Origin of the sequence: Amycolatopsis decaplanina DSM 44594 (genome assembly GCF_000342005.1) — a bacterium.
Classification (GTDB): domain Bacteria; phylum Actinomycetota; class Actinomycetes; order Mycobacteriales; family Pseudonocardiaceae; genus Amycolatopsis; species Amycolatopsis decaplanina.
Genome location: NZ_AOHO01000080.1, coordinates 1 through 23,255, shown reverse-complemented (window position 1 = coordinate 23,255; position 23,255 = coordinate 1). Strand labels below are relative to the sequence as shown.

Below are 23,255 nucleotides of genomic sequence, written 5' to 3'. Positions count from 1 at the left end.
AACCGGTTCCCGAGCGTAGGACAGGGTTTCCACCTACTCGGCGGTTTCGCACTTCCTGGTCAACTCAAGGGAAAAGTATTGACAGCGACACTTTCCGCTGCCAGTTTTGCCATGGATTTCGAATACGTGACCCGAGGAGCAGACTCACCGTGCGTTCACTCGTCGTGGGACTCGGCCGGGCCGGAGCCGGTCTGCATCTTCCGGTCTTGGCAAAACTCAGGACCGGTAATCCGCATCTCTTCGGCGACGGACCCGTCGTCGCCTGCGAACCGCGGCAGAATCTCCCCACGAGGGCGGGCCTCGTGGTCATGAAGACGTTCGGTGAAGCGGCCGCGGGACTCGACCCCGACGACACGGTCGTGCATGTCTGCACACCGCCGTCCGAGCGGCATTCGATCATCGCCGAAGTGGCCGCTTCGGGTTTCCGCAAAGTGATCGTGGAGAAGCCGCTCGCCGGTGACATCGACGATCTCGCCCGTATCATCCGCCTGCGGCGCAAGCACAAGCTGCACATCGAGGTCGTCGAACCCTGGCTCACCAGCACGCTCACCTGGCGGCTGGTCGAACTGATCCGCGGTGGCCGGTTCGGCGCGCCGAAGACGATCGACATCGTGCAGAACAAGCCGCGGTTCCGTCGTTCGCTCACGGTTCCCGGTCACCCGACCGCCTTCGACGTCGAACTGCCACACGGTGTCGCGCTCGCGCTGCGGCTGGCGGGCAACGCCCGGGTCACCCACGCGACCGGGACCGATCTCGAAGTGGAGGGGAACCTCAAGCCGAGAATGGGCGGGGCGACCATCGGACTCCGTCACAACACCGGAGTCCACACGGAGATCCGTTCGGATCTCACCTCGCCGGTCCGCGAGCGGCGGGTCACCGTCGACTTCGAGAACGGCCGCGCGATCGGCCACTTCGCCGTGAGTGGCGATGATCACCACTCGCAGCTGACCTTGCGCTTGAACGGGCAGTCGGAGCATGTCGTGCTACGGGACGACGCGATGACCGAGTGGATGCTCCAGGCCTATCGCAAGTTCCGGCTACAGGGGGAGCAGACACTGGGGTTCACCTTCGCCACCGAGGTGGTGCAATTGCTCTCGGTGGCGAAGAACATCTGCGCGGAACCGCTCGCGCGCCCCGAACGCGAACCGGTGACACCCCATGCCGAGTGACCCGGTACTGGCCGGGATCACCGACGAGGCGGCGTACGACATCGGCGGGCAGCTCTCGGCGCTCCGCGCATTGGGCTGGCGAGCGATGGAACTGCGCAGTGTCGATCAGATCGCCATCGCCGATCTCACGGACGAAGGATTTGCCACCATGGCGGCCGCATTGTCGGACAGCGGCGTGCGCGTGGTCTGCCTGGCCTCCCGGATCGGCGGCTGGGCCCGGCCGGTCAGCACGGACTTCCGTGACGACCTCCGCGAACTCGACGTGCTCGCCGCGAGGGCACGCTCGCTGGGCACCCGCTACCTCCGGATCATGTCGTATCCCAACGCCGGGCTGAGCGATTCCGGCTGGCGCGCCGAGGTGATCGCGAGGATCACCGTCCTCGCCGAACGCGCGGAGAGGCACGGAGTGACGCTGCTGCACGAGAACTGTTCCGGCTGGGCGGGCACGAGCGCCGAACGGATGCTCGACCTGCTGGACGAGGTCGCGAGCCCGGCGCTGAAGCTGCTGTTCGACACCGGGAACGGCGTCGCCCACGGCTACGACGGCTTCGACCTGCTCACCGACATCGCCCGTCACGTCGAACACGTGCACATCAAGGACGCGGACGAGCATGGCTTCACCATCCCCGGCGAAGGCACCGCGCGCGTCGTGGATTGCGTGAAACTTCTCCGGGCCAACGGATACGGCGGCGCGTGGTCCTTGGAGCCACATCTTTCGATCAAACCGCACGAGCCGGGTGCCCTGGCGCCTGACGCGGTCTCCCGGTTCGTTTCCGCGGGCCGGGCCATGGCCAGGCTGGTCCGGTGATCGACGAGGATCGTGACCTGCTGGTGCGGCTGCTCAGGCTGCCGACCGCGGGCCCACTCGAAACGACGGACGACGTCCTTCTGTGGGACGCGATGCGCCTCTACGCCGACGCGGCGGCCGAGCTCGGCCTCGATACCCGGTACCTCGCCTCCCCGGACCCCTCGGTGCTGGACCTCCCGGGTGTTCCCGCCGCAATCCGCGACTTCGGGCCGGAGTTCCTTTCCTGCCAGCCGAGTCTGGTCCTCGGGATCGGCCCGGCCTCCCCCGCCGTGATGTTCAACGTGCACCTCGACACGGTCGCGCCGTTCGAATCGGCCGCTTTCGACGGAAGCAGGTTCACCGGCCGCGGCGCGATCGACGCCAAAGGACCCGCGGTGGCCCTGCTGGCGGGTGTCCGCGCCGCCATCGCGGCGGATCCGGCCGTCGGCCGGGACGCCGGTGTGCTCATCCAGGCGGTGTCCGGGGAGGAGGGCGGCGCGATGGGCACGTTCGGGACCCGGCCGCTCGTCGAGGCCGGCTTCCATGGTGAGCTCAACATCTTCTGCGAGCCGACCGGGCTGCGCTACCTGCCGCGATGCTCCGCGTCGATGACCGCGTGCGTGCGGGTAGACGGTGACGACGCGATCGACGACGAACCACACCAGGGACACAACGCGACCGTTCTGCTGGGGTTCCTCGCCCAGCACCTCGCGCGGGAGCTGGCACCACACGGCCGGATCTGCGTGGCGGGACTGCACACCGGACACATGCACAACAGGGTGTACGGCCAGGGCGAACTCCTGCTCAACCTCCCCTACGACCGCGAGGAGTCTGCGACCGAGATGGCCGCGGCGCTGGAAGACGGCCTGCGAACCGGTATCGCCGGGTTCAGCTCGCTGTTCCGGGATTCGCCGCCCTTCCGCCGAACCTCAGCCGACGCGGCCACGATAACCGGCCTGCACTGGCGGAAACGTGGTCTGCCCGCCCTGCCACCGCAGTACATCCCCCTGCTGAAAGAACTCGTTCCACGCTGGCCGGACCACGAAACCGGTTTCACCTGCGACGCCATCTGGCTGGCCGGTGTTCCCGGCACCCGGACGGCCGTTCTCGGCCCCGGTTCCCTGGGCGCCAACAACGCCCACTCGCGTGGAGAGTACGCCGACGCCGAAGAGCTCGACCGCTTCAGTGACCTCGTGCGCGACATCGTCGTGCGCTTCAGCCGAACCGGAGGAAAATGACCGTGCTGGTGCCCTATGAGACCCTGCTGTCCCTGGTCACCGGGATCTTCCGGGACCGCGGTGTCCCCGGGGAGCGGGCGGCGACCGCCGCCGCGGCACTGTGTCACGGCGATCTGACCGGCGTGACCTCGCACGGCACGGTCAACCTGACCCGGCTGTACCTCCCGTTGCTCGACCGGGGGCGGATGGATCCGGAAGCAGACATGCACGTCCAGACGGATCTCGGTGCGTGCGTCCTCGCCGACGCCCGCCGGACGCTCGGATTGTGGTCGGCCTCGCAGGCGATGGAACTGGCTTGTGCCAGGGCCTCCCGGTATGGGATCGGCATGGTGTCCTTGCGTGGGGCGACGCACATCGGGTGCGCCGGGCACCACGCGGCGCGGGCCGTCGCGCACGGGATGATCGGCCTGATCGCCTCGAACTGCGGCGGGCAGCGGATCGCACCGCCACCGGGCGGCACCGCCGCCATGCTCGGCACGAACCCACTCGCGCTGGCCTGCCCCGCCGGCGACGCCCATCCGTTCGTCCTGGACATGAGCACCACCGTCGTACCCACCGGCCGGGTACGTGCCGCGGCACGCGAGGGCAGGACGATCCCGGTGGGCTGGCTGGCCGCCGAGGACGGGTCGCCGGTGACGGACGCCGCGGCGTTCGACCGTGGCGAAGCCCGGCTGCTCTGGCTGGGCGGAGATCCTGAAACGGGTGCTTACAAGGGTTTCGGGCTCGGCCTGCTGGTCGAGATACTCGCGGCCCTGGTGCCCGGTGCAGCGCTCGGAGCCGTGTCCGCCGATGGGGAGCGTGACGATGACATCGGGGTCCTGGCGCTGGCGATCGCCCCGGACCTCTTACGCACCGGCTTCGCCGACGACGCCGCCACACTCTTCGACGCGGTACGCGGCTGGCCGGCCCAAGACCCCGGCGCACCCGTCGTCTACCCCGGCTGGCACGAAGGTGAGCGTGCGGCGCGATTCCGTGAGCACGGTGTACCTATCCCCACCGCGGTCTACGAGGAACTGTGCGTGGCCTCGGCGAGGATGGCCGGATGATCCGGGTCGGTGTCGTGGGTCTCGGTGTCATCTCACGGTTCTACCTCGCGGCGGTGGAGCGATCCCCGGACTTCGAACTCGCCGCCGTCTGCGATCTCGATCCGGCCGCGCTGCGCGGCACGCCTGTACCGGGGCACGGCGACCATCGTGCGATGCTCGCCGCCGGAGGACTCGACGCGGTGATCGTGACCGCGCCCAACGACGTTCATGCCGCCGTGTGCCGGGACGTTCTGGACGCCGGCCTGCCGGTGTGCGTGGAAAAACCACTCGCCACCGAGCTCGCGGACGGGGTGGACCTCGCGGCCAGAGCCGCTGCACAGAACGTGGCGCTGTTCACCGCGTTTCATCGGAGGTACAACAGGAACGTCCTCGCTTTGCGCGAAAAACTCGTGGGCGCGGCACCGATCGAATCGCTGAAGGTCCGCTACCTGGAGCGGATCGAAGAACACGTCGGCGACGATCGCTGGTATCTCGACGCGGTGCGTTGCGGCGGCGGCTGCGTCGCGGACAACGGCCCGAACGCGCTCGATCTCGTCCGCTTGTTCCTCGGCCCGGTGTCACTGCGCCACGTCCGGATAACCCGGGACGCGGAGGGGGTCGACCGCCAGGCGACCCTCGAGCTCGACGGCGCCGTCGTGGAGCTCGACTGGTCGTTTCCCGGAGAGGTCAAGGACATCGAGGTGCGGCTGACGGACGGAACCCGGCTGTTCGCCGACATGCTGAGCGGCTTCCCGGAGTTCAAGGAATCGCTGTGGCACGAATACGCCGAGCTGCTGCGTGATTTCGCTGGGGCCGTCCGCCGGAAAGGGGCCTGGCAGGACAGTGGCCTCGCCGGTTTGTCCATGGTGGACGAGTGCTATCGAAGGGAACGTGATGCGGGAGAACGGACCGAAGCGGGAGGTCACCGGCACGGTGGTGAAGGTGCTGGTACATCGCCGTGACGACCGGGGAATGAGCCTGGAACCGTTCGCGAGCCGATGCGTCCACACCGGCGAGATACACGAACTCGTCACCACGACCCACGCCGACCCCGCACCCGGGGCGCCGATCGACCACGTCGGCTTCCTCGGATTCGCCGAGATCGGCCGCGCCGGCGTGATCGACCGAGGCGACGAGGTGTGGATCGGCACGAAACTCATGGGCACCGTACTCGGCTTCGACGCCTGCCACTTCCCCAACCACTACAACATCCTCATCCACAACACCCGGACGATCACTGGCGAAGACGCCGACCTCCGGCCCGAACAGGAGGTGTGTTTCCGCGGCAGGTGGTGAGTGACCCCGGGGCAGGCCACTCACCACCGTGCTGTACCGCCCTCGCGCTAGCCGGGCATCATCCGCCCAGCAGCGGGACGTCGCTTCTGCCGAGGTGGTAGTCGCGGACCGCGTGCACGAGCTCGTCGACGGTCAGCTTCCCGTTGTTGTTCACGTCGATGGCCTTGAACGCGGGGGCCACGGCCGAGGGCTCGACACCGATGGCGTCCAGCCACTTGGCGAACTCCTTCTGGCTGACCTCTCCATCGCCGTCGGTGTCGCACAGGCCGACGATCGCCGCGATGGTGGGCCGGACCACCCGGTCGAATCCCGAGTCGCCTTCCTGGAAGATCTGCGCCTCGATGACCTCGGTGAACTGCTTCTCACTCAGTGAGCCGTTCGGCCCGGCGCCCGCTTTGCTCGCCAGGTACTCGTACATCGCCACGAAGGCGTCCCTGACCGCGCGAGCCTGCGGCGAAGCCGGGTCCTCACCGAACGCGCTGATGATCCGGCCGGCCTCAGCCTCGAAGTCGGTCTTCTCGATCTTGCCGTTGCCATTGACGTCCCACTTTTCGAAACGCTTCTTGAGCCTGTCGTTCTTGATCGCGGTTGTCATTCGCACTCACTCCGTTCGCGGAATTTCGTCGGCATTGCGGTACCTGCACGCCGGCTCTGGCGCCGGCGGGTCGATCAGAGGCGGACGACCTCCTCTCCGGGAACCTGTCCCGTCGTGTCGAAGAACAGCCTGGCTGTCGAGGCCAGCCGGCCGAGGTGGTAGGCACGGTGCGGTACCAGCAGAACGGTGACGTCCGCGGTGCGCAGTGCCGTGTCGAGATCGTCGGCGGGCGGCCCCAGCTCGGGCATCGCGACCGCCACCGGATCGTGGTAGGACACGTCGGCGCCGAGCGCGTGCAACCGGACGGCGACGCGGATGGCGGAGGATTCCCGCGTGTCCGGCACATCGGGCTTGTACGCGACACCGAGCAGCAGCACTTTCGCTTCCCGCAGGGGTTTCCCGTTCTCGGCGAGTAACCGTGTCACTCGTTCGACCACGTGATCCGGCATCCGGTCGTCCACCGAGCGGGCCGCGCGCACGATACCGAGCTTCGCCCCCTCGCGCTCGGCTTTGTCCAGCAGGTATTTGGGGTCGACCGGGATGCAGTGCCCGCCGACTCCTGGGCCGGGGGTGAAGGGCATGAAGCCGAACGGCTTGGTCGCCGCGCAGTGCAGCACGTCCCAGATGTCGACGTCGAGCTGGTCGCAAAAGATCGCGATCTCGTTGACCAGCGCGATGTTCACGTATCGGTAGGTGTTCTCCAGGAGCTTGGCCATTTCGGCTTCCCTGGTACCGCGAGCAACCACCACCGTGTCGACGAACCGCCCATAGAAGTCCGTGCACCTCTGGGCGCACGACGGGGTATGGCCGCTGACCACCTTCGGGGTGTTACGGATGCCGAACCGGGGATTCCCGGGGTCGACTCGTTCGGGCGAATAGGCGAGCGAGAAGTCCACCCCGGCGGCCAAACCGTGTTTTTCCAGGATCGGCCGCACGATTTCGTCGGTGGTGCCGGGGAAACTCGTCGACTCGAGCACCACCAATGTGCCGGGTCGCAGATGTTCGGCGACCGTCTCCGCCGCGGCGCGCACCGCGGCGAGATCCGGTCCTCCGTCGGAGTTCAATCCTGTCGGCACGCACAGCACGATCGTTTCCGCCCGCCCGAGCACCCCGGGGTCGGTCGTCACCGTGAATCCCCTTGCCCGCATGGCCCGCAATCGGCTCGCGGACACATCGGGCACATGGGACCGGCCGGCGGCCACCTCGGCCGCGACGAATGGCGAAATGTCGTATCCGAGGACGGACAGGCCCGCCGCGCCGGCCGCTTCCGCCAATGGCAATCCGACGTAGCCGATTCCTACGACGACAAGGTCGACAGACACTTGAGCCCTTCTCGATTCCGTGGTCACCCGGCCGGTCAGCGGCTGATCGAGAACGAGCCGCTCATCGGTGGTACGTGGGAGCCGTACCCCGCCTCGACCCGCACGCCGGGTGTCAGGCACAGCGGATCCCCGTGGACGACCACGCCGGAAGAGCTCTGATTGACCAGAACGTGTGCGGCGACGGGAAGGATGTTGCATCCTTCGGGATTCTTGTAACTGTCCAGGCGCTGGAGTTCGTGTGAGAAGACCACAACCTCGCCCGCCACAGCCTGGGCCGGCGGGCTGGACGCGAGCAGCAGCATACTCGCTGACGCCGCGCTGAGCACTGCGGTGACAAAACGGTTCATCGAATGCCTCCCATCCATTGACCATGGCTTCTCTCCGCACGCTAACAGTCACACCCAGCGAGAAAACGGGGGCAGCGAGACTTTCACGCGCGCAGGTTGCGGTCTCTTCGCGGGGATCATCCGGATGGCGGCTTCAAGCGTCCTCCGCGTGATCTTCTGGACCACACTCTTCACGTGAACGGGTGGCTCCACGCGGCCATCGGTGCTCGATCATGGAGCGAGCCGTGAGCGAATTCACCTTCTGCCGGAATTTCTAATTCGGCTGCCCTATTTTACTTTTCGCCTTCATCACATTGCCAAAAGGCGTAACAGCATAGGCGAGTACACCCCGGCAGCCCGGAGGAGCGACCGAGCAAGGGAGCAGACGGCCACGCCCCCTGGACTTGAGTCGACGCACTTTCTCGTTGCGCACGAGGAAATCGGCTCGGAGCATTGGCCGAACAGATCTGGCGCCGAGACCTGCGTGGCCGTGTTGAACGTTCGCCCCCGCGGGAGCTATTCAAGGCGACCCACGATCCTCGACACGCCTCACTCGTTGAGCGGAACCGTGCGTTTGATCACAAACGCATAATTGCACGTCGGTGTTGATCACGAATTAGTGAGTTCAATCGGCCGAGGGGTACATAAGAGGATGATGTTGAAGCCCGCAGTGCACGTGCTGAAGGATCTCGCGCAATGCTCGAACGTCTCCCTCCACTCGGATTCCGGCTTGGTTGGCGCCGTGGCCGCCGCGGCAACCGATGACGACAAGAGGCGCGCAAAGAAGCAAGCTGACGACAACAGCGTTAAGGACGAGGTCCTGCGGCGAAAGCCCGAACTGCATCCGATAGGCGCATGGGGAGACAAATCCTCTCAGCTGACGTCGTGGGACGTGCTGCACGTTCTCAGCCGGGCCATCGCCCTGTCGTGACGAGGCGCCGCGCGCGGACTCGCCGAGCACTGGGGTGCGCTGAAGTACAGCCAGGCGCTGACCGGCGACATATCGAGGGGTAAGTCAAACGTGGCGTGATCGAACCCCTGCCGCACAGGCCATCCTCGCCGACTCACGATGTGATGGCCGCCCCGGACAGCAGGGTTCCGGACTGGCTCGCGGGGATGACCTCGGCACGATGTGTCCACAAGGGACACTTCGCGCGGATTGTGCGCCCGATTGATGTCCTGATGTCCAGTTCTCGCGCGGGTCGTGAGTGGTAAAGAGGGCTAGAACGATCATTGCCACTCACGACCCCCGCGAAAACCGCTCAAATCGGACACGCGGAGGAGTTTAGCGTCCCTTGTGGACGGTAAGATCGCGATCAGCCGGCCTCCGGCACGCAACACGCCACCTTTGCCTTACCCCTCAATAGGTTCCTTCCTGAAGCTGTCCGCTGAGGGCAAGGAGACGGCGGACTACTTCAAGGCCGACCAGTCGAGCGAGCTCGGCGTCGGCTTCGCCCTGACGTCGTCTCCATCGTGCCCGCGGACACGGCGCTGCGCGCAGGCTGGGCCTTGACCAGCCGAGACAAGGGAGCACGACAGTCCTACCGTTACCGCCCGCAGTTCTTCGCCGAGCTGTGGAAGCCGGGAGCGCCTTCGCTGGTGCTCCCGATCGCCTGTAAGGGCAACCACAGCAACGCCGCACACTCCCACGTCCAACTGGCGTCTGCATCGGCTCACGTGGAGGCGGTGCACATCGGACCATGGAACGAACCCCCTGCCTGATCTTCAGCACGGAGCTGCCCCTGGACGGCCACGTCACCGTGCACGCCCTCTGCGCCAAGGGAAGCGGCGGCTGGCTAGGGAGTCCCAACGCTGAGAGTGGCGGTCTGGATGCCGAGCTCAGCGACATCAACCACTTCCCCCAAATCCACCTGCCCTCCAGCGGTGACGAGGCCCGTATCTCGATCCCTGGCTTCCACGTCACACCGGAGCGATACGAGTGGTTCGGGCACGTGCTCGCACGAACAGCCGCCGCCGGACTGACCCCAGTGTCGCGTAGGAGCAACCGCGCCGCCCTTGTGTGCACTTTGTGCGCGCAATCTACATCGCCTACATGACCTTCCCCCTAGGCCTGTTCGCTTATTTGCGCTGGTCACTCACACTGCTCCGGTGCGAGTGACCAGAATTCGGCGCGGCGCCGCTATTGGCAAAGCTGCGTAAACCCCATCTGGCAGACGTTGGACGCCATCACTGTCGCGCTCGCGCGGCCACGTCGTCGACGGGACGCCCTCCTGACCGGCGATGTGCCCGACAACGGTCAGCTGGGAGACATCATGGAGACACTCCCCGAGATCATCACCGCGCTGGGCGTCGCCGAGGACCTGGCGAGAACGATCGCCTGGCGCGCTGACCGCCGACGGTCACCGCACTGACATCAGTTCCGCGGCGGTGTCAGCTTGGCCCGGACGGCCTCGGCGTCCGGGTGCCCAAGGTCGCTGAGCAGCGCTTCTGCCCGTTGCCAGGCCTGCCGAGCCGCGTCGGCATCTCCTGCGTGATGCCGGGCGTCGCCCAATTGGTCGGCGGTGGCCGCCTCGCTGTACGTGTCGCCCAGGGCGTGGAAGAGATCGCCCGCCAGCGCGTGATAGTCGGCGGCGAGGACGTACTCGCCGCGGCGGTGATGCACGTAGCCGAGGGTGCGCAGGACGTGGGCTTCGCAGTCGCGGTCGCCGACGTCGCGAAGCAGCTGCAGTGCCTCCGAGCTGTAGGCGATCGCGGGCTCGTCCTGCCCGAGCCGGGCGCTGTACCAGCCGAGCGCGCTGACGCTGAAGGCCTCCCACGGACGATCCTCCGTGGCACGGAACAACTCCAGCGCCCGGTACGCGTGGTTCAGCGCGGTCTCGTGGTCTTCGCGACCCCCGCTGGCGAGACCGAGGGAAAAGTGGGTCGTGGCTTCCCCTGTGAGATCACCGATCTCCTGATACAGCGTCAGCGCACCGGTCAAGTCCGCCAAGGCCTGCGCATGATCGCCGGCCATGCTGCGCACCCGGCCGAGCAGGTGCAGGGCGGCGGCTTGCGCGGCGCGATCACCGAGGCGCTTCGCCGCGTCCAGAGCGATCTGCTGGGTCGCGGCCCGCTGATCCCACCGGCCGCTGCGGGTGAGGAACGTCGAGATCGTCCACGGTATCTGCCACGCGTGCGTGTCGAAGTCCCCGGAAGCAACGGCGAGTTCGGTCGCCGCGAGTATCGCGGCGTGCTCGGCGGTGAACCACGCGATCGCCTCGTCGTAGGTCGCGATAGCGCGGGGCGCCGCTCCCGCGCGCGGTTCGGCCAGGGCGATCGGCGGCCAGTGCGGGGACAATCTCCGTTCCGCGGCGAATCCGGTGTGGAGGTAGTGATCCAGCACCCGCCCGAGCGCCTCGTGCGCTTCGTCCTCGGACGCCTGCTCCCGGGCGAAGGCGCGGAGCAGGTCGTGGGAACGGAACCGTCCGGGCTCGTGCTCGTCGACCATGTGCGTCCGGTTCAGCTCCGCGAGCAGTGGCCGCACCTGGACGGCGGTCACGCCTGCCAGCGCGGACGCCGCGGCCAGGCCGATGTCCGGTCCGGAGTGGACACCGAGGAGCCGGAACAGCCGAGCCGCGTCCGCGGAAAGCCCGTGGTACGACCAGGAAGTCACCGCGCGCACACTGGAGGCCGGATCGCCCGCGTCCAGCGCGTCGAGGCGGCCCTGTTCATCCCGCAGTTCCGCGACCAGCGCCCCCAACGGGATCTCAGGATGCGCGATCGCCCTCGCGGCCACCACGGCCAGCGCCAGCGGCAGCCCCCCGGTGAACCGGACCAGTTCCTCGACGGCGGCCTCGTCGGCGAGCCCCCGCCGGTCGATCCGGTGGGTCAGCAACGCCGCGGCCTCGGACACTTCCAGCATCGGCATCCGGAGGGGGCGGGCCTGTTCGGCGGCGACGAGCCCGGTCAGCCGGCTGCGGCTGGTGACCACCACCAGGCACTCGCTTCCGCCGGGCAGCAACGGCCGGACCTGACCCTCGTCCCGCGCGTTGTCCAGCACCACCAGCAAACGCCGTCGCGCCACCAAACCCCGGAACAGCGTGCTGCGCGCGTCGACGTCGTCCGGAATCCGCTCCGGCGGAACCTGGAGCGCGTCCAGGAAACCCCGCAACGCCACAACAGGTTCGAGAGGCGCCGCGGTGGGATCGAAACCCCGGAGGTTGAGGTACAGCTGGCCGTCGGGGAACCGGTCGAGCCGGTCATAGGCCCAGCGCAGCACGAACGACGTCTTGCCGACCCCGCCGGGACCGCCGATCACCACCACCCCGGACGACCTGCCGTCCAACGCCTCCAGTTCGCTCGCGCGTCCGACGAACACCGGCGGCCGGGCGGGCAGCTGACACGGCACGGTCCGCTCCACGGGCGCGGCTATCGCCGCATCGGCGGAAACGACCTGCAGATGCAGACGTTGCAGAGGCGGGCTCGGATCCACGCCCTGTTCCTCGGCGAGACGACGCCGCAGCCGGTCGTACAAGGACAACGACTCAGCTTGGCGGCCGTCCCGGTACAGCGCGAGCATCAGCTGGCCCGCCAGCCGTTCGTCCCGCGGGCTTTCGGCCGTCGCGGCCAGCAGATCGGGAATGAGCTCCGCGTGCCCGCCGCGGCGCAGCACGATGTCGTTGCGGTGCAACCACGCGGCGAACCGTTCCTTGACGAGCCGGCCGCGCAAGGCCGCGAACCACGGGGTGTCCAGCGAACCGAACGGCTCGCCGCGCCAGAGACCCAACGCCTCGTCGAGCAGAACGACGGCCTCGGCATCCGCCAGGCCGTACGCCTCGTCGAGCAGCGCCCGGAACCGGTGCAGGTCGACGGCGTCGGGAACGACATCGAGCACATAACCGCCTTGGCGGCGAACGATGTCGACGCCTTCGATGCGCCGCAGCCGCGAAATGTAGGTGTAGAGGTTGTCCACGGCGCGATGCGGGAGGCGGTCGTTCCACACCCGCTCGAGGATCTGATCGGCCGACACCACCCGGCCGGCGTCGACCAGCAAGGCGGCCAGCACACCTTGCTGCACCGCGTGGCCCAGGTCCACCGGCCGCTCGTCCGCGTAGGCCTCGATAACCCCGAGAACAGCGAAACGCATGATCACTCTCCCCCGTCGGGCACATCCTAGGACGGGTGCGCGGACGGCGCTTTCCGGTCTTGCCGAAACCTTGAATCCCCAGCTCAGCGGCACGAGACCGGATCACGGAGAGTAAATAGACTAAGTCCACTTGCCACGAAGGGGGCCAATTCCGTGAATCGCACGACGCTGGAAAAACACATTCTGGCGCGCACGCCGTACAACCAAATAGCGGCGGCTCTCTCGCTCGCCTTGTTCATCGTGGTGCTGCTGTACGCGGGGTGGACCGCACTGCTCATCGTCTTCGTCCTGTGGCTGGCGGCCCTGACGTACGGCGGGTTCGCGTCCAGCCGGCGGGAGTTCGCCAAAGTGGTGCGAGCCCGCGAGGAGGACCGGCACGTCCACGACGAACTGATCGCACGCCGCGGAAGGCTGGTCCAGTTCGCGGACACGACCTTCGAGGAGCGTTCGACCATGCTGGCCGCCCGCTTCGGGCGCGTCGACCAGAACGTCGACGACGTGGTGGACCCGAGGAAGGCGGTCCGGGCCCGGCACGCCGCCGAACTCGTCGCCCAGGGCGTGACCAGCACGCGGTTCTGCGGCTTCCCGGTCACCGTCTTCGACCTCGACGTGATCAACGAGGCCGATTTCGACAGCCTCGTCAAGATGGGCAAGGCGGAACGGGCGCTCGAGGCCGCTACGGTGCACCTGACCGTGTGCGCCGTGACGCTGCCCTATCCCCTGCCCTACCTGTCTTCGCTGGCCGCCTGGGAGCCCGGCATGCTCGCGGAACTCGAGGAATCGGTGGACGGCGATGTTCCCGCCGAACTGCGGCATACCGACGACCCGGACTTCGCAAGCCTGCTCCTGTCCGTCCCGAAAGTCCTGCGGGCGGCGCACGACCTGGACCTGCTCTGGACGATCAGCGGAGATCAGCTGGTCGCGGCGGCGATGAGCACCACCGGGATCACCCCGGAGAGCGCGCTGCGGCGCGCAACCGACCTGGCCGCGGTGGCCGCCGCCCTCCCGTGGGACCGGCTGGAACCGTTCCGGCGGGACACCGCCGACGTTCCGGCGCCGTGGCCGCTGCACCGCAGCCGGTTCGTCACCCACCAGTGGTGGGTGGGGAACGACGAGTCCGGCCCCACCGTGCGGCGCTGGGCGCATCACCCGATCGGCAAGACCGGTACGTACGCCTTCGTAGGCGTCGGGTCGGACCTCGGCGAGCCGCGCGGCGCGTTCAAGGTGTCATGATCCGGTGGAGCGCCGGAACTTGGCCGGCCACTGGTCATATCCACGCGAGGACTTCGAACGCAAGCTGCACCACGCCTGTACAGGGGCCGGAGAGCGAGGTGCTGGACAACGCCGTCGCCAAAGACTTCCTCGCGGTGCTGGACGCCAGAAATCGGGAGATCGTGGTACTGCTCAACAGCGGCACGACCAGCACGACCGAGATCGCGGCCATACTCGGATACGCCAACCACAGCGCCGTCTCAAGCGCCTGGTATGGATCCGCCGAGCCGCGTTCCGTGCAGCGGAAGCCTTGTGCGCGCAGCCGGCGCGTCAGGTGCACGACGCGTTCGGCGCGGGCGCGGGCGGCGAGCGGCGCGACCTTCGCCACGAGGTCCTGTCCCGTGGCGGGCAAGCGGTAGACGGCGGTGGCGCGTCGCCGGAGCGCAGCGATCCGGACACGGCTGTGTTCCTCATACAGCATGAACGTCCTTTCTGCGCTTGATAGTCCACTTCAGACACTCGGCGGCGTTGTGTTCGGTATCTGTCGTGGCGCACCACGACTCCGGTCAGGACCGAGGTCGAGTCCTGACTCCCGCGTCCTGCCGGCCGTGCTCACTGAACCACCGCACGTTCCGGGATGCTGCGGCCGCGACCGATCGCGAAGTCGACCGGCAAGTGACTACCGGTGCACGGTGGAGGCGGCGCAACGCCTGGCCCATTCGAAACCGATAATCACTCGCCCGGTCACTTCTCCTGGTCGCGGTCGAGCGCTCGTTCGAGGGGCAGGAGACGATCCGGCCAGGAGTGGACTGTAGCGAGCGTTTCCGCCGGGAGCGCCCAGGATTCGCCCGAGCCCTCTAGTCCAGCTTTCGGAGTACGTCCGTGTTCGCGCGGATGTCGTGTCCGAGCGTCGCGGTGAGTTTCGGCAGCGCGTTGAGCGCGGCGAACACGGCGGCGCGGGCGTGGTCGGGTTCGGGGGTGCGGAGGCCGAAGACGTTGGGGTAGCGGTCTTCCTCCTGTCCGGAGAACGTGTCGTCCGCACCGACCATGCGGCCTCCTCCGCCGAGGTCGGGGTTGCTCGTGGCGTTGACCGAGGGGAACAGGGCGACGTCGACGATGCCGCTGGTGGCGAGCGGGATACCGAGCAGGCTGGTGAGCTGGTCCGGGTAGAGCTGCGGCTTCAGCTCCCGGCTTCCTTGATGGATCGGGGTCCGGTCCCGTGTCGCCAGCGCGTCGAGCACCGCGCTAATCGTGGAGGGGTGGAGCTCGTCGCGGGCGGTAGCTACGGCGTCGTACCAGCCTGCGGCGTCGAGCAGGCCGAACCCGATCGCGGCGGCGGCCGGCCACGGCAGCACTGTCACCGTCCCGGTGTCGTCGGCGCGGGCGAACACCCGGTCGTTGGCCAGCAACGCGCCACCGGTCGCGGTCGCCAACTGGAGCGCGACCGCGGTCTTCCCGGAGCCTTTGGTGCCGAACGCCACCGCCGCCCGGCCATCCCGGACCACGGCGGAGGCGTGCAGCAGCACCCACCCGGCGGCCACGAGCCGTCCGCGCAGCGCTTCGCGAGTAAGCCGGCACGCGGCCGAGGCGACCGTGACCGGGTCCGTGCCGACGATCTCGATCCCGGTGCCGGACACCATGTAGGTGACGTGATCCTCGCCGTAGGCCAGGGTCGTGGTGCCGGTGCGGGTGAGGCGCATGTCCTTGCGCGCGTAGAGCACCGTGTCATGCGCCGACGTGTCCACCTGTGCCGTGATCTCGTCGACCCGGGCCGGGTCGACGCGCGCGGTGACATCCACGTCGCCGGTGATCGTGTCGGCGGGCGCTTGTTCCGCGCGCTACCACGGGCCGAAATACCGGCGCACCCACTGCTCCACGTCATCGTCGTTGGTGCGGACGTGTGCGGACAGGCCCGCGACACCGATCCGGACCGTGGATTTCGTTGCAGGCACAGCCTGGTCTCCTCACTATTGGTGGTGATCAAGTGATAAATGTTGATCAGCTTGGCATTGGCCGCGGCGAGCTCGCCGCGGCCACCCGGAACAAACCGACCCGAACAAGGGCACACCGAAGGTCATCCCCGGCAAATGGGCAGACCTGACCAAACTCGGACTGAACCGCGTGGCCTACCAGGGCACGGACTGGAAGAAGAACGAGGCCGCGAAGGACATCGCCTGCGCGACGATCCCGAAACCGACCCCGAAAGACCAGTGCGACGAATACCCGTTCGCGACCACGCTCCAGCGCGCGGGCAAAGGCGACGGGAACTTCTCGGTCAAGTACGTCGACGGATCCCAGAACGGCTCAGCAGGCGGCATTCTGAGATGGTGATACGACCGCGATCGTGTCCTGCACGGTGCGCTGGATGAGTTCTACGTCTGGGCGCGCTGACTGGCCACCTGAAGGGCCACCGGCGCCGACCGCGTTCGTGGAAGGTCATACCGGCGTCGACCACGGCCGGCTCGTGATCGAGGTGCGGGGAGCCGAGCCATCCCCGCACCTCCCACCGGCCGACTCCGGCTGGGCCGCCGCAAGCCCGAACACCATCAACCTCCACCCGTCCAGCGAATGGACCATCACCGCCGCCGTGCGACTTGAGGCCTGGCCCGCAGAACCTGCCCGCGGCGGCCCACCGGACAGCGACACCTCCACGATCGACGCCTCCTTCGAGCACCCTGAAATCGGCGCCAGAGGATTCTCCGCCCCCGGCAGCGAAACCGACTTCCTCCACCTGGGCAACCCAGGGCACTACCAGGTCCGCGTCCACCGCTGGGGCGGCGATCAGGTCGACACGATCTTCAACGCCAACCCCCACGACACCATCCACCGCACCGAGAACTTCCTCCTGCAGTTCTGGCCCTCCCCCGCAGACCACCAGGAGGTCGGATCCACCGTCGAGACCGCCACCATTCCGCGCGACGACGTCCACGCCGCGATACGCAACTGGGCGCGAGAGCTCTGACACAGGGCTAGAACGTCGGCGGCCTTCCGCTTGGCGTCGTCGGCGGGTTGTCCAGCGATTCGATGACGATCAGGCGGTCGTCGGGGACGGGCAGCGGCACGGTGTCCGGCACACCCAGGGCGCGCGCGAGGTCGCGCACGGTCTGCGGCATCGGGCGGGCTTGTACTCGTGGCTTTCGCCAGCGCTTCATCAGGATCCCTTTCCTCGGGCCGGCCGGCAGCGGTCTTCGCTACCTCTGCCGGCCGGGCCGTGGAGATCAGTTGAAGATCACGTCCGAGCAGGAGTAGAAGGCCTCGCCGGAGTCGGGCCAGTGGCGTTGCCAGATCGAGTAGATCAGGTGCCTGCCGGTGCGCCCGCCGGGCAGGTTCGCCTGGAGCTGGTAGGCGTTGCCGACGATCCGCGGGTTGTCCTGCTTGTAGAACGGGGTGTCTTCCAGGTCGGACCACTTGAGCGGTTTCGTCGGGTCGTAGCCCGGCTTGGTGACGTACAGCTCGAAGGTGCCCTCGTGCGCGGCGGTCAGCTGATACTTGAAGGTGTACGGGCCGCTGCCCGGCATCGTGGTCGCCGGCCAGTCGTTGCGGGCCAGGTCGAGCCCCTTGTACTTGCCCCGGCCGGCGCTGCACAGCTTGCCGTCCGGGATGATCTCGCGGCTGCGGCCGCTGGCGTCACCGATGTTGACCTCGTCCCAGTCGTAGATCGGCCAGCTGTCGCCCACCGCGATGGCGGCCTTGCACGCGGCGGACCGCGGGGTCTCCGGACCCTCCTGGAAACAGCGCATGATCCGGCTGATCGGGTTGCCCATCGAGCCGTGCGCGAGGGCGGGGACGGCGGTGAACACCGAGACCGTGCCGAGCACGGCGGTCAGTATCGCGACTTTGACGGCGGAGCGGGAAAACTTCATCGCACGATTCCTCTCATAAGAGGTCTAGACCACACCACAGTAGGTGTGGCGGCGCACCGGCGTGTAGGCCCGAAAGTCGGGCGCGAGAGATTTCGCGCGCGCTCCGCCCACCTCGGGGCCCCGGGAGACGGGGTGCGGAACGGCGCGGTCAGGTCGTCCAACGGTGTAGGGCTTGCCGTTCTTCGGCACCATGCGGACGTCGATGAGCGCACGAGCAAAGGTGACGATCGACGACAACTGGCGCCTACCGGCGCTTGTTGGCACGACGGTGTCGAAGGCGCCGGGCGTGTCGTTATGCGGCAAGGTGACGTTGGAGGTCACGATGGCGGAACTGGACGGCAGTGCCGGTCAGACGCAGGATGCCTGCGGCATAGGCCCAGTCCAGGAACCGTCCGAATCGCCAGGGCAGCAGCTTCCGGCGCCGGTAAGTGATCAGGCCGGCGATATGACGTGGCCACGGCGAGGTGGCCACGATCGCGCACAACGCGATCATCACGGCGGTGGGGATCGCGTCGTCGCCCGAAAGACCAGCCACGCAACCAACGATCAGGACCGCGACCACATAGATGTCGCGGTGCAGTGCATCCCGCATCAGGGCGCTGGGGCGCGCCACCATGTCTTGAGTTCCGCCAAGACTCATCAACAGCCAGACGGCCAGCGCCGCCATCAGACTGCGGGCGGCGCGTTCGTCGAACGCATCGGCGAAGGCAGGTAGAAGCCCGCAGAATCCGTACCTGATGACGCCCTCGACCGCGACGACAGTCGCGTACATCACCGCTGCAATCGCGCACAGGACGACGCCCTGCTTGATTTGGCCGGAGAATCGGCGGGAGTGCCTGCGGAGGCTGATCCGTTTCGGCGAATCACCGGCGTAGACGGTGCTCCACCAGGCGACGAACACCACGACCGAGGCTGCAATCAGCAGGTCGAGCCAGTCCGCCCAGGTCGGCGGCATGTGCATCACCTGCGACGACAAGTAGTAGACGGCGGTAAGGATGCTGACCCCGACGCTGAGCAGGGTGGCTGTGAGGCGGACGTGTATCCCGGTGAGGTCCGTCGCGGAGCGCCACAATTCGTGCACGTAGAAGTCGGTGCCGGAACGTCCTTGCGCCGCCGTGGACGCCAGGTGCCGCGTCAAGGTGTGCAACCAGCGGTGAACGTCGTCGGGATCGTAGTGGCCCCTACCCGGCTTGGTGTGGTGCACGGCTACCGAGGGAACGAGTCGGCTCATCAGGTGGGCGTCGAGCTCGTCGGCGTCGAGGTGGTTGAGCTCCCCTGGCGTGCTTGCACGGTCGCGGTAGACGGTGACGGCAAGATAGAGGCGCAACGGGTTGCCCAGGCACCGTGCCAGCCGGCCCCCTGGATGGCGACGTAGGCGTTGCACGACAGGTCGCCATCGGCGTTCGACCCCGTCCGGTTGCGTCTTGTCAGGGAACCGGTGGCGCAACCAGGCGACGACTTCCTTGACGCCCAGCGGCTGCAGCACGACGACGGTCGTGTCCTCCAGCGGTTCGTCCGCGGCCAAGGCGTGGTATCGCGGCGTTCGGCACGTGATGATCACCGCATCCGGCGTCGGTCCCACTGGCATGTTGAGCGCGGCAAGCACGTGCTGAGCTCTGGTGGGCGGTCCGTCGTCGGGATCCATCTCGTCCAAGCCGTCCAGGATGGGCAAGATCCACCGATCCGCTATCAACGCCTTGGCCGTACGCGACGGCACCCCGTAGGTATCGGCCAGATGCCGCGCCATCCAATCTAAGAGCCGACGACGCACCACCTCCGGATCGTTGTCATCCGAGCGTGTGAACCCGGACAGATTCATCCGGACCGGAACTCGGACGCGGACGGCGGGATCCCGGTCGAGCGCCGACCTCGCGGCAGTGGCCAGGTCGAGGAGCAAGGTCAGCGCGAGCACTGTCTTGCCGGCCCCCGCCTCGCCGAGCACGGCCAACCGCCCCCGCGTGAGCCCTTGGTAGTAGGTGGAAATCGTGGCCGCCGAACCACTCTGTCCGCCACCATCGCCACGCCACCGTACGAGCTCCGCGTCCACCTGCTCGAACCCCGCGTTCGCCGCCTTCAACGCGCCGGTGTCACCCAACAAGCGCGCCAGCAACCGAGCCTCGTCCTCGCTGACGGCACCGAGCAACCTCCGGGCACTCGCAGCCGAAGCGTGACCGCCTTCAACGCCACGGCGCAATGCCACTATCCCCGCCACCGCACCCAGCACCCCGGGAGCCAAGGCCAAAACATTCGCGATACCGGCCCCGTCGTCGACACCCGTCTTATCCAACAACCACCACGTCAACCACGCGAGCCCGAGCACCAACGCCACCACCCCGAGCACGATCGGCACCCGCAGTCGCACCCGCCCCACCACGCCTCCCACGCACAAAGAGCACACAGGCATAGTGCGCCACGACTGATGATCGCTGGGTACCGCCACCTACGTTCCCGTTCGGCGTAGTGACCACTCAGTCGGCCTAGTCTCGGCAAAGGCCAGCGGTTGTTGGCACGACGGCGGCCGAGGTCACTGTCTCTTCCCACTTTGCGTGCTTCGGTTGGGGCTTGCTTTTCTATCGGGTCGATGTCGGCGTGGCGGCGCGGCTAACGTGATCGAATCGATCACCCAAGCTTCCCGAAGGGCCGCCCCGCCGAACATGAGCACGCCGTACGTCCACCGGATCACCAAGTTCGACCCAGCCGATCGCGACAATCGGGGCGCGTACTGCGGGTCCGAGGATGTGTCGAGCGACCGCGGTCCGGTGGAGGCCGCCTACCTTGCCGCCGTGACGGCGTTCGCCGAGGACACCGGCGTGACCCTGCTGACCGTCCGCGACCCCGCGGTCAGCGGATTCGTCCACTTCGGAGCAGCGCCGCCTGTCGACGGCCATGGACTGCACGGGCTGTTCCCACCCGACCTCGCCGGCTACCACGACGGCGCACAGATCACCCTGGACGTCGGGCGCGAACTGGTGCGCGTCATGCTGCGTGATAACGGCGCGTGGTGCCGGCTCGAGGCCGGAGACCGGTTTTTCGTCCACGTCGGCCACGACCAGTACATGTACATCGGAAGCGACCAACCGTGCGGACATGCGGTCGCGCTGACCACCGCGAGCGGTTTGTTCGTCGAACCGCTGGACGGCTCGCCCTACGCCCCGGATGGCGACGGGCCGTACGAATCGCGTCCGGCGGACATGGCGTTCTGGGCTGAGGTGGCGGCACTCGTGGCACGACGCGGCAGGATCCTGTTGGAGGAGCAGATCGTCGGCAACCACTCTCGCTGGCATCGGCTCACCGCCGGCACTGTGCCCGACCTCGGTCCGCGCGCCCTGCTGAACGTGTGGCCGGACCTGTCCACCGATGTTCCAGCAGTGCTGCGCACGATGTCGCCGGACTTCGCCGGCTGGGCCATCCTGGAGCACGCGGACGGCCACATCCAGAGCTTCCACGCCGACGGCGATGACCGGGCGGCCCTGGCCGAAGCGTTCGCCGGTGCCCGCGCGGCCATCCTCCTGCCGCACACCACCGACGACCACAACCCACTGCTCGTGGCCGTGCGACCGGACGACGACGGAATCGTCCGCGCCCGCTGGCCCATCTGAACCGCGGTGGACGAACCAGCGGTGCGCCCAGCTCGCCGCGACCCCTGCGGACAACAACACACGGACGTCCTAACGTCGGCATGAGGGGACGTCAGAGGCAGATTGCTCGACAGCAGTCCAAGGTGGTGAGCACACTGCCACGGTGATCCGTTTTCACTTCCGTCTGAGGCCGCTGGCCGAGGTGGAGCCCTGGGGCGATCGCCGTCTGCACTGGTTCGCTTTGACGGACGGCTGGTACTGGATCGAAGTGGACGGACACAAGCTGTTTCACCACCCGTCGAACGCCGGCGCGGGGCAGCCCACTCCAGTCGACTACTACGTCGTCCGGCTGTGGGAGGACCTTCAGGAAGTGCTGCCGTCTCTGCTGGAACCGGTGCCCGCGGACCTCGTCGACCGCATGACCAGCGATCAGGATGCCTGGTGCGGGGCAGGTGCCGAGGACGCGGAGGCAGCTCTGGACTGGTACAGCAGCCACTTCATGTACACCAGTTACCTCGTCGCCTCGCCACGCATCGTGTGGTGGCGGTCGGTCACCGACCGGGACACGGTCACCGTCGACTGGCGGCACACAGCCGAGCACGAACTTGACTGCACTGCGCCGAGGCACGGACGGGCAAGCGTCTCCACCGAGTTGTTGCTGCGAGCCGTGGAGAAGTTCGACCGAGAACTGATCGATGCGATGGACCGGCGCATCACCGAGATCGAGGCCCGCGGGCTCGATCCAGACATCCGACTCGACCTCGAGCAGCTCCGCCACGAACACCAGCAGCGTTCAGGATCCCTGGCCGCCACACTGCGGCGCGTACCTGCGACGGACTGGACAGCCGTTCGCGAGGGCGTCGCGCGCATCTGCTCGGCGCGAACTCAGAAGCCGCCGTCCGTTGCCACAGACCTGGGTCACCAACTGCAATGTCGTAGCCGCTCATCGGCATGACATACCATCTGGGTGATGGCGTACGCGGGCTCCCGGACCATGAATGTCGGAACCTGGTTGCTGCCCGAGGATGAAGGCGCGTTCGACCTGGCATTGCGCGACACGTTCCCTGGCGCCGGGTGGCGGTGCTCGCAGCCAGGACCGCTGGGACTTCACCCCGTCCACCTCCACGGCTCGCTGGCAAACGCGATGACCTGCGGCGGCCGTGGAGTTCAGGCGTTCCTGCACCTACCGATCGGCGCAAGCCTGCCATCAACCGTCACGCTCGCCGATGGCGTCCCGCTGCCGGACGGGCCACCAGTCGCTGCCATCATGCAACTCCTGCGCTCGACGCGCCGACATGATCCCGGCGGTACGTACTGCGATCACGACGCCCGGTACCAGCACCCGGAAGGCGGTGCGTACTTTGATGCCGGCAGGCTGGCCGTACGCTGGTTCGCGGACGAAGTCGGTGCCTCCGCACACCAGGTCCTCCTGCGGCAAACACGGGCGGTTCGGTCGGCGCTGATAGCCACCACTCGTCCGGCTCGCATCAAAGATGAGAATGGCCGACGGCTGACTGGCTACCGCATCGGTCCGGCCGCTCAGACGATGGTCGAAACGATGGGCATCCTTCTCGGCCGCGCCGGACTACAGCGGTTCCAGATCGGCTGAACTGACCGGCGACAGGTGACTGTGCGCGATTCGGAGAACTTCGCCTCGACACGCTGACCGACGTGGGCGGCCGATGCTTAGAGCGTGTCTTTGAACCTGACTGGGTGGTCCTGGCGCGCTTAGTGGCGGGTCAGGCGCCTGGTCATCAT

24 protein-coding genes are annotated in these 23,255 nt (G+C 67.5%); 14 read left to right on the top strand and 10 right to left on the bottom strand.

Annotated elements, in window-relative coordinates; translation table 11 throughout:
- Positions 1-149: 149 nt before the first annotated feature.
- The 6 genes from H074_RS36895 to H074_RS36870 are packed head-to-tail and all read left to right on the top strand — an operon-like array spanning position 150 to position 5,515.
- Entirely contained in the window at positions 150-1,169 is a 1,020-nt protein-coding gene (locus H074_RS36895; protein WP_007035200.1) for a Gfo/Idh/MocA family protein, read from the top strand.
- The gene (locus H074_RS36890) at positions 1,159-1,977 is read left to right on the top strand and encodes a sugar phosphate isomerase/epimerase family protein (RefSeq protein ID WP_007035199.1); all 819 of its coding nucleotides are present in this window, start codon (positions 1,159-1,161) and stop codon (positions 1,975-1,977) included. The genes H074_RS36895 and H074_RS36890 overlap by 11 nt, the downstream gene beginning before the upstream one ends.
- Positions 1,974-3,194, top strand: a complete 1,221-nt coding sequence (locus H074_RS36885; protein WP_007035198.1) for a M20/M25/M40 family metallo-hydrolase — start codon at positions 1,974-1,976, stop codon at positions 3,192-3,194. The genes H074_RS36890 and H074_RS36885 overlap by 4 nt, the downstream gene beginning before the upstream one ends.
- Positions 3,191-4,240: an Ldh family oxidoreductase gene (locus H074_RS36880; protein ID WP_007035197.1), complete on the top strand. Its 1,050-nt coding sequence runs from the start codon at positions 3,191-3,193 to the stop codon at positions 4,238-4,240. The genes H074_RS36885 and H074_RS36880 overlap by 4 nt, the downstream gene beginning before the upstream one ends.
- Positions 4,237-5,181: a Gfo/Idh/MocA family protein gene (locus H074_RS36875; RefSeq protein WP_039924425.1), complete on the top strand. Its 945-nt coding sequence runs from the start codon at positions 4,237-4,239 to the stop codon at positions 5,179-5,181. Before H074_RS36880 ends, H074_RS36875 begins: the two co-directional genes overlap by 4 nt.
- Entirely contained in the window at positions 5,114-5,515 is a 402-nt protein-coding gene (locus tag H074_RS36870) for a DUF6917 domain-containing protein (protein ID WP_007035195.1), read from the top strand. Before H074_RS36875 ends, H074_RS36870 begins: the two co-directional genes overlap by 68 nt.
- Before the next feature lie 58 nt (positions 5,516-5,573).
- Here H074_RS36870 and H074_RS36865 read toward each other — a convergent pair whose 3' ends face one another.
- The 3 genes from H074_RS36865 to H074_RS36855 form a co-directional block, all read right to left on the bottom strand.
- Positions 5,574-6,110: an EF-hand domain-containing protein gene (locus H074_RS36865; RefSeq protein WP_007035194.1), complete on the bottom strand. Its 537-nt coding sequence runs from the start codon at positions 6,108-6,110 to the stop codon at positions 5,574-5,576.
- Positions 6,111-6,184: 74 nt separating this feature from the next.
- Positions 6,185-7,432, bottom strand: coding sequence for a nucleotide sugar dehydrogenase (locus tag H074_RS36860; protein ID WP_039924398.1), 1,248 nt, complete (start codon positions 7,430-7,432; stop codon positions 6,185-6,187).
- A 35-nt stretch (positions 7,433-7,467) separates the two neighbouring features.
- Positions 7,468-7,779 carry a hypothetical protein gene (locus H074_RS36855; protein WP_007035192.1) on the bottom strand — a complete coding sequence of 104 codons (312 nt, stop codon included), beginning with the start codon at positions 7,777-7,779 and terminating at the stop codon, positions 7,468-7,470.
- A gap of 631 nt (positions 7,780-8,410) precedes the next feature.
- On the opposite strand from H074_RS36855, the gene H074_RS41230 reads away from it, so the two are divergent.
- Both H074_RS41230 and H074_RS40885 read left to right on the top strand, forming a co-directional pair.
- Positions 8,411-8,689 (top strand): hypothetical protein, encoded by a 279-nt coding sequence (locus H074_RS41230; protein ID WP_007035191.1) that lies wholly within the window; start codon positions 8,411-8,413, stop codon positions 8,687-8,689.
- 1,246 nt (positions 8,690-9,935) lie between these two features.
- Positions 9,936-10,130, top strand: a complete 195-nt coding sequence (locus H074_RS40885; protein ID WP_007035190.1) for a hypothetical protein — start codon at positions 9,936-9,938, stop codon at positions 10,128-10,130.
- A gap of 2 nt (positions 10,131-10,132) precedes the next feature.
- Here the strand turns inward: H074_RS40885 and H074_RS40550 are convergent, their stop codons facing one another.
- The gene (locus H074_RS40550) at positions 10,133-12,844 is read right to left on the bottom strand and encodes an AfsR/SARP family transcriptional regulator (RefSeq protein WP_152521574.1); all 2,712 of its coding nucleotides are present in this window, start codon (positions 12,842-12,844) and stop codon (positions 10,133-10,135) included.
- Positions 12,845-12,997: 153 nt separating this feature from the next.
- Between H074_RS40550 and H074_RS36830 the strand changes: the two genes are divergently transcribed.
- Positions 12,998-14,077, top strand: coding sequence for a hypothetical protein (locus tag H074_RS36830; protein WP_007035188.1), 1,080 nt, complete (start codon positions 12,998-13,000; stop codon positions 14,075-14,077).
- 34 nt (positions 14,078-14,111) lie between these two features.
- Here the strand turns inward: H074_RS36830 and H074_RS40880 are convergent, their stop codons facing one another.
- The gene (locus H074_RS40880) at positions 14,112-14,537 is read right to left on the bottom strand and encodes a hypothetical protein (RefSeq protein ID WP_007035187.1); all 426 of its coding nucleotides are present in this window, start codon (positions 14,535-14,537) and stop codon (positions 14,112-14,114) included.
- A 376-nt stretch (positions 14,538-14,913) separates the two neighbouring features.
- Positions 14,914-15,855 (bottom strand): phosphoenolpyruvate carboxykinase (ATP), encoded by a 942-nt coding sequence (locus H074_RS36820; protein ID WP_007035186.1) that lies wholly within the window; start codon positions 15,853-15,855, stop codon positions 14,914-14,916.
- A gap of 322 nt (positions 15,856-16,177) precedes the next feature.
- Between H074_RS36820 and H074_RS42440 the strand changes: the two genes are divergently transcribed.
- The gene (locus tag H074_RS42440; RefSeq protein ID WP_007035185.1) at positions 16,178-16,387 is read left to right on the top strand and encodes a NucA/NucB deoxyribonuclease domain-containing protein; all 210 of its coding nucleotides are present in this window, start codon (positions 16,178-16,180) and stop codon (positions 16,385-16,387) included.
- Positions 16,388-16,520: 133 nt separating this feature from the next.
- On the top strand, positions 16,521-17,018 hold the full coding sequence (locus H074_RS36810) for a hypothetical protein (RefSeq protein ID WP_152521573.1): 498 nt from the start codon (positions 16,521-16,523) through the stop codon (positions 17,016-17,018).
- Positions 17,019-17,025: 7 nt separating this feature from the next.
- Here the strand turns inward: H074_RS36810 and H074_RS40545 are convergent, their stop codons facing one another.
- From H074_RS40545 to H074_RS36800, 4 genes are all read right to left on the bottom strand, one after another.
- Entirely contained in the window at positions 17,026-17,208 is a 183-nt protein-coding gene (locus H074_RS40545; RefSeq protein WP_152521572.1) for a hypothetical protein, read from the bottom strand.
- A 66-nt stretch (positions 17,209-17,274) separates the two neighbouring features.
- Positions 17,275-17,919, bottom strand: coding sequence for a lytic polysaccharide monooxygenase auxiliary activity family 9 protein (locus H074_RS36805; RefSeq protein ID WP_007035183.1), 645 nt, complete (start codon positions 17,917-17,919; stop codon positions 17,275-17,277).
- 24 nt (positions 17,920-17,943) lie between these two features.
- Positions 17,944-18,240: a hypothetical protein gene (locus tag H074_RS40540; protein WP_152521571.1), complete on the bottom strand. Its 297-nt coding sequence runs from the start codon at positions 18,238-18,240 to the stop codon at positions 17,944-17,946.
- Positions 18,212-20,281, bottom strand: coding sequence for an NACHT domain-containing protein (locus H074_RS36800; protein WP_161630728.1), 2,070 nt, complete (start codon positions 20,279-20,281; stop codon positions 18,212-18,214). Before H074_RS36800 ends, H074_RS40540 begins: the two co-directional genes overlap by 29 nt.
- Before the next feature lie 292 nt (positions 20,282-20,573).
- On the opposite strand from H074_RS36800, the gene H074_RS36795 reads away from it, so the two are divergent.
- The 3 genes from H074_RS36795 (at position 20,574) to H074_RS36785 (ending at position 23,106) form a co-directional block, all read left to right on the top strand.
- Entirely contained in the window at positions 20,574-21,518 is a 945-nt protein-coding gene (locus H074_RS36795) for a hypothetical protein (protein ID WP_039924385.1), read from the top strand.
- A gap of 142 nt (positions 21,519-21,660) precedes the next feature.
- Positions 21,661-22,452: a DUF5984 family protein gene (locus tag H074_RS36790; RefSeq protein ID WP_007035180.1), complete on the top strand. Its 792-nt coding sequence runs from the start codon at positions 21,661-21,663 to the stop codon at positions 22,450-22,452.
- Between the two features lie 15 nt (positions 22,453-22,467).
- On the top strand, positions 22,468-23,106 hold the full coding sequence (locus H074_RS36785; protein WP_039924418.1) for a hypothetical protein: 639 nt from the start codon (positions 22,468-22,470) through the stop codon (positions 23,104-23,106).
- Positions 23,107-23,255 lie beyond the last annotated feature (149 nt).